The following is a 6,122-nucleotide window of genomic DNA, read 5'->3' as shown; positions in this document are numbered from 1 at the left end:
GCCACCATCCTCACCGGTTTTCTCGGTTCCGGCAAAACCACGCTGCTCAAACGCGTGCTCTCGGAAGCCCACGGCCAGAAGATCGCCATCATCGAAAACGAGTTTGGCGAGGAAAACATCGACAACGACATTCTGGTGACCGACTCCAAGGAGCAGATCATCCAGATGAGCAATGGCTGCATTTGCTGCACCATCCGTGAAGACCTGCGTGAGGCGTTGCAACTGCTGGCCGCCAAGAAGCGCCAGGGTTTGCTCGACTTCGACCGCGTGGTGATCGAGACCACCGGCGTGGCCGACCCCGGCCCGGTGGCGCAAACCTTTTTCATGGATGACGAGATTGCCGAGAGCTATTTGCTCGATTCCATTTTGACGCTGGTCGATGCCAAGCATGCCAACCAGCAGCTCGACACACGCCAGGAAGCGCGCCGCCAGGTGGGTTTTGCCGACCAGATATTCATCAGCAAAACCGATCTGGTGTCAGCTGAAGAAACGGCCGACCTGATGCACCGCCTGACGCACATGAACCCGCGCGCGCCGCAGCAAGCGGTGCATTTTGGCGAGGTGGCCTTGAGTGAGGTTTTCGACTTGCGCGGTTTCAACCTCAACAGCAAGCTCGACATCGACCCCGATTTCCTCAAGGAAGCGGAGCATGCACATGCGCACCACGATCATGACCACGAACACGGCGAGCACTGCGACCACCCGTCGCACCAGCATGGCCATCACCACGCCCATGAAGACGATGTGAAGAGTTTCGTCTTCCGTTCCGACCGGCCTTTCGACCCGGCCAAGCTGGAAGACTTTTTGGGCGCAGTGGTCAATATCTACGGCCCGCGCATGCTGCGCTACAAAGGCGTGCTCTACATGCAGGGCACCGACCGCAAGGTGATTTTCCAGGGCGTGCACCAACTCATGGGCAGCGACCTGGGGCCGGCCTGGGCACCGGGTGAAAAACCCTGCAGCAAGATGGTTTTCATTGGCATCGACCTGCCTAAAGATATATTCTTGCAGGGCATGGAACAAAGCCTGATGTGAGTTGATTGTCTAACCTTGGTCTGGAGGCCTGATGTTTGTCTCGATTTTGCAACTCATGGGCTTCGCCCCGGCGAAGCCTGTACACTCGCCCGCCGACGCAAAGCCCGCTCTTGTGGTTGCCCGCAAGACTCACCAGACAAGTTCCGTTGACAAGGTGGTGGCCACGGCCCCCGCTCAAATCGTTCAGGATAAACCCGCCAGGAGATCTTCCGTGAAAGCACAAGCCGCCAAATCAAAAACGATTGCCAAGACTGCCGCCACGCCCGCCACGCCCGTCAAACCGGTCAAGGCAGTCACTGCCGTCAAGCCAGCCCAGGCGGTGAAGTCTGCCCAGCAAGTGCCGCAAGGCAAAGCGCCGCAGGCCAAGGCAAAAGTCGTCAACGCTGCGGCGGTCGAGCCAGCAGCCGTCAAAAAGGTCAAAGCCGGTGCCGAGCCTGTGAGCAAGCCTGTTTTATCCTCCTCCAAGAAAAAGCCTCAAGAAGTGACTATTCAAGCCCCCGCATCCCCCAAAACCGTAGCCCCCGCAGCCGTTAAACCAGCGGCCAAACCAACTGCGAAGGTGGTGATGCCCGCCACCCAAATGACCTCATCCGGGGTGCCGGTGCGCACCGGGCGGCCGTCTTCGCGACTGGCCCAATTGACTGTGCCTTCAATGGCGCAGACGGTGGCCTCGACGGCCGCCAAGTCCAGCTTTACCCAGATGACGCCAGTGGCGCCCATCGTTTCGCCACTGGCCTCGTCGATCAAGAAAGACAAGAAACTCGCCAACAACTGGAAAACCAAACCAGTCGAAGCCTTGACCGACGCCGAGGTGCTGGCCATGCCCGACGACACTTACATGAATGAGGCGCAACTGGCGTTTTTCCGGTTGAAACTGGTTAATCTGAAAAACGCCATCCTCAGCAACGCGGGCGAAACCACCGAGCACTTGCGCGAAGACACGGTGGTGGTGCCCGACCCGGCTGACCGGGCCACCATCGAGGAAGAGCACGCCCTGGAGCTGCGCACCCGTGACCGCGAGCGCAAACTTTTGAAAAAGATCGAGCAGTCGATCGCGCGTATCGATGCCGGCGACTATGGCTATTGCGACGAGACGGGCGAAATCATTGGCGTGGGCCGTCTGCTGGCGCGCCCCACCGCCACGCTGTCGCTGGAAGCCCAGCAACGCCGCGAGATCAAACAAAAAATGTTTGGCGACTAAGAATGGCCCGATGCCACCTGGCATCGGTTTGAAGCGTATGGCAACACTACCCACCAGATCAGGGCTTCTTTCCAAGGTTGCCAAGTTTGTTCGTCATCCCAATGTTGATTGGCGTGACCTTGACAATATCGGGCGCGCCGCTGAGGTGCCGCCTGAGCCGGCACTGGCGCACAACCGGCAAACGCTCAAGGACATGATCGAGCGCAAGCGCCATGAAGACGCTGTCCGCAAGCAAGAGTTTGACCAGCTGCGCCAATTGCGGCGCGATGCACCCATGGCAAAGCCAGAGGCCAACGAAGAGTCCTCGCCGCTGGTCAGTTCCGCGGACACCACTGGCCAGGAAGACCGGACCCTGACCATTCGTAAAATCGACGAAATCGAAGCGCAAATGTCCAAGCAGTGGTGGAAGGCGCAAAGCCAGCCGGCCCAGACGGGTTTCCCGCAACTCCTGGATGCCGAGCCAGCAGATGTCTTGAAAGAAAGATCAGACAGTTTTTTTGCCTCGACCCAGTTCGTCAGCAACCTGATCGATTTTGACGATATACCCACCCTGTTCGACCAGGGGTCTTCTGCGCCCTCCCTCTTGCGCGATGAGGCGCCAGTTTCCGTGATCGACTGGCAGCGCCAGCCCATTGACAACAAAGGCTTTGAATCGTCCAAATTGTTTGCCTCCGGGATGGGCAACAACCTGGCGGACCCCGACCTCGAAGAGGCAGCGGTGCGTTTTGCCAACGGCGACGAGGCAGGTGCCGAATCTGTGTTGCTTGGCGCGCTGCGTTCCCAGCCGTTTCTCAGCGCCGTCGCCCAAGCCCAGGCCGAGGCCCTGTTTGACCTTTACCGCAGTTTGGGGCAGCAAGCCAATTTTGAGCGTGAAGCCTTGAATTACGCGCAGCAATTCGGCTGTTCGGCCCCGACCTGGCAGCGCACCGTTCACATGCCAGGAGGCCCGTTACCGGAGGCGCTGCCAGTCGTTGCATGGCGCAGTCCGGCGCAACTTGACGCCCAGGCGCTGGCCCAGCTGCCCCGCCACTTGCCCCAAGGCAGCAGTTTGTCGCTGGACTGGTCGGGGCTGGCGCAGATCGCCGAGTCGGCAGCCCCGGACCTTGCCGCCTTGATGGCCGCCTGGAGCGAGCAGCAGGGTGCACTTCATTTCGAGGGTGAAGAGGTGCTGGAAAGCCTGTTGCGTGCCGCCACACCGAGAGGCGTGCGTCAAACGGCACAATACTGGTGGACCGCGCGCTTGGATTTGCTGCGCATTTTGCAGTGGCAAGATGATTTCGAAATGGCCGCTTTCGACTACTGCATCACTTACGAAACAGCGCCCGATCCATGGTGTCCCGCAGTTTGTGAACTGCGTCAGTCGGCGCAGCTTGACGGCCCCGACGACGCTTGGTTGACAGACTTGGGGTCGCCCCATGATGCACAGCCGCAAGCAGCGCCGTCGCCCGCTGCGGCACCGCCTGGCCCTGCTGCGGCAGGCCCCGGTCCTGTGAGTTTGACCCTGGCAGGAGAATTGCTGGGGGCAGACGCGCCGGGTCTGGCCCTGTTGGAGGCGGCCAGCCAACAGGACGGCGAACCGGATGGCCTGATATCGATCTGCTGCACCGACCTGATCAGGGTCGATTTTTCTGCTGCGGGCAGTATTCTGAATTGGGTGGCCCAGGCCCAAGCCAAGGGCCGCCAGATTGAATTCAGGGATGTCCCGCCTCTGGCCGCCTCATTTTTCAACCTGATTGGCATCAATCAGCACGCGCACGTGATCACACGAACGCATTAACGCATTGGTCAGGACAGGATTATTTATGGAGCAATTTCACGGCACCACCATCATCAGCGTGCGCCGGCAAACGCCCGAGGGCATGCAGGTTGCCATTGGCGGCGACGGCCAGGTGACGCTGGGCAACATCGTCGTCAAGGGCACGGCGCGCAAGGTGCGCAAGCTCTACCACGGCAAGGTGCTGGCCGGTTTTGCCGGTGCCACCGCCGATGCCTTCACGCTGTTCGAGCGCTTCGAGGCCAAACTTGAAAAACACCAGGGCCACCTGGTGCGCGCCGCCATCGAGCTCACCAAGGACTGGCGCACCGACCGCGTGCTGCGCCGTCTCGAAGCCATGCTGGCGGTGGCCGACCTGGAGGCCTCACTCATCATCACCGGTAACGGTGATGTGCTGGAGCCCGAAAACGGCATTGTCGCCATCGGCTCGGGCGGTGCCTACGCCCAGGCCGCGGCTATCGCCCTGCTCAACCACACCGACCTGTCGGCCACCGACATGGTCAAGAAATCGCTGGAAATTGCTGGTGAGATTTGTATCTACACCAATATGAACCACACCATCGAGTCGCTCTAACTTCATGGCAACACAAGCATCCCAAATGATGGATTGCTTCACTTCGTTCGCAATGACGACCCCCTTTCACGTTAACACCATGTCCACTCTCACCCCCCAACAAATCGTCGCCGAGCTCGACAAACACATCGTCGGCCAGCAGCAGGCCAAGCGCGCCGTGGCCATTGCCTTGCGCAACCGCTGGCGCCGCCAGCAAGTCGGCCTTGACCTGCGCGCCGAGATCACGCCCAAAAACATCCTGATGATCGGCCCCACGGGCGTTGGCAAGACGGAGATTGCGCGGCGCCTGGCGCGCCTGGCCGATGCCCCGTTCATCAAGGTCGAGGCCACCAAGTTCACCGAAGTCGGTTATGTGGGCAAGGATGTCGATGCCATCATCCGCGACCTGGCTGACATTGCGGTCAAGCAAACGCGCCAGGCCGAAACCAAAAAGGTGCGCGAACGTGCAGCCGATGCGGCCGAAGACCGCGTGCTTGACATCCTGATCCCGATGCCCAAACATGAGTTTGGCGTGGTAGAGGGCAATGAGCCAGAGAGCACCGCGCGCCAGACCTTTCGCAAAAAGCTGCGCGAAGGCCAGCTCGACGAGCGCGACATCGAGCTCGATGTGGCACAAAACACACCGCAACTCGAGATCATGGGCCCGGCCGGCATGGAGGAAATGACCGAGCAGTTGCGCGGCATGTTCGGCCAGCTCAACCAGAACAAAACGCAAAAGCGCAAGCTCAAGATTGCCGAAGCGCTCAAGTTGCTGGTCGAAGAAGAAGCCGCCAAGCTGGTCAACGAGGACGAGATCAAGACCCAGGCGTTGCAGATGCTGGAGCAAAACGGCATTGTTTTCATTGACGAAATAGACAAGGTCACCTCGCGCTCTGAGGGCAGCGGCGCCGAAGTCTCGCGCCAGGGCGTGCAGCGCGACCTGCTGCCGCTGGTCGAGGGCACCACGGTATCGACCAAATACGGCATGGTCAAGACCGACCACATCTTGTTCATTGCATCGGGCGCGTTTCACCTGAGCAAGCCCAGTGACCTGATTCCCGAATTGCAGGGGCGCTTCCCGATCCGGGTCGAATTGCAGTCGCTCTCGGTTGAAGACTTTGTGGCCATCCTGACGCAAACCACGGCCTCGCTGGTCAAGCAATACCAGGCCCTGCTGGCCACCGAGCAGGTCACCCTTGAATTTACCGATGCCGGCATTGGGCGGCTCGCGCAAATCGCCTTCGATGTCAACGAGCGCACCGAGAACATTGGGGCGCGGCGCCTGTCCACGGTGATGGAGCGCCTGCTCGATGAGGTCAGCTTCGACGCCGCCAACCTGTCCGGCCAGACCATTGAGGTCGATGCAACTTATGTCGATGCGCGCCTGGCAGAACTCAGCCAAAACGAAGATTTGAGCAGGTACATTTTATAAGAGCTTGCGGGTCAGACCACTCGCGCAGCGACGTGCTCTGACCCCAACACTTTGTCGGATGTCCGGCTGTTCAGCTTGCGGGTCAGACCACTCGCGCAGCGACGTGCTCTGACCCCAACACTTTGTC

General features: G+C 60.1%; 5 protein-coding genes. All 5 read left to right on the top strand.

The window, feature by feature from the left end:
* A partial coding sequence (locus IBX54_RS11655) for a GTP-binding protein (protein WP_296542823.1) occupies positions 1 to 1,035 on the top strand: 1,035 nt, incomplete at its 5' end.
* Between the two features lie 481 nt (positions 1,036 to 1,516).
* Positions 1,517 to 2,236, top strand: coding sequence for an RNA polymerase-binding protein DksA (gene dksA / locus IBX54_RS11650; RefSeq protein ID WP_296542824.1), 720 nt, complete (start codon positions 1,517 to 1,519; stop codon positions 2,234 to 2,236).
* A 37-nt stretch (positions 2,237 to 2,273) separates the two neighbouring features.
* Positions 2,274 to 4,013, top strand: coding sequence for an STAS domain-containing protein (locus IBX54_RS11645; RefSeq protein WP_296542822.1), 1,740 nt, complete (start codon positions 2,274 to 2,276; stop codon positions 4,011 to 4,013).
* Positions 4,014 to 4,038: 25 nt separating this feature from the next.
* Positions 4,039 to 4,584, top strand: a complete 546-nt coding sequence (gene hslV, locus IBX54_RS11640; RefSeq protein ID WP_296542821.1) for an ATP-dependent protease subunit HslV — start codon at positions 4,039 to 4,041, stop codon at positions 4,582 to 4,584.
* 79 nt (positions 4,585 to 4,663) lie between these two features.
* On the top strand, positions 4,664 to 5,995 hold the full coding sequence (gene hslU, locus IBX54_RS11635) for an ATP-dependent protease ATPase subunit HslU (RefSeq protein WP_296542820.1): 1,332 nt from the start codon (positions 4,664 to 4,666) through the stop codon (positions 5,993 to 5,995).
* Positions 5,996 to 6,122: the final 127 nt, after the last annotated feature.

The sequence above is a fragment of the Rhodoferax sp. genome, from assembly GCF_014859475.1.
GTDB lineage: Bacteria > Pseudomonadota > Gammaproteobacteria > Burkholderiales > Burkholderiaceae_C > Rhodoferax.
The sequence above is the reverse complement of the archived record's forward strand: the minus strand, read 5'-3'. Positions and strand labels throughout refer to the sequence as shown.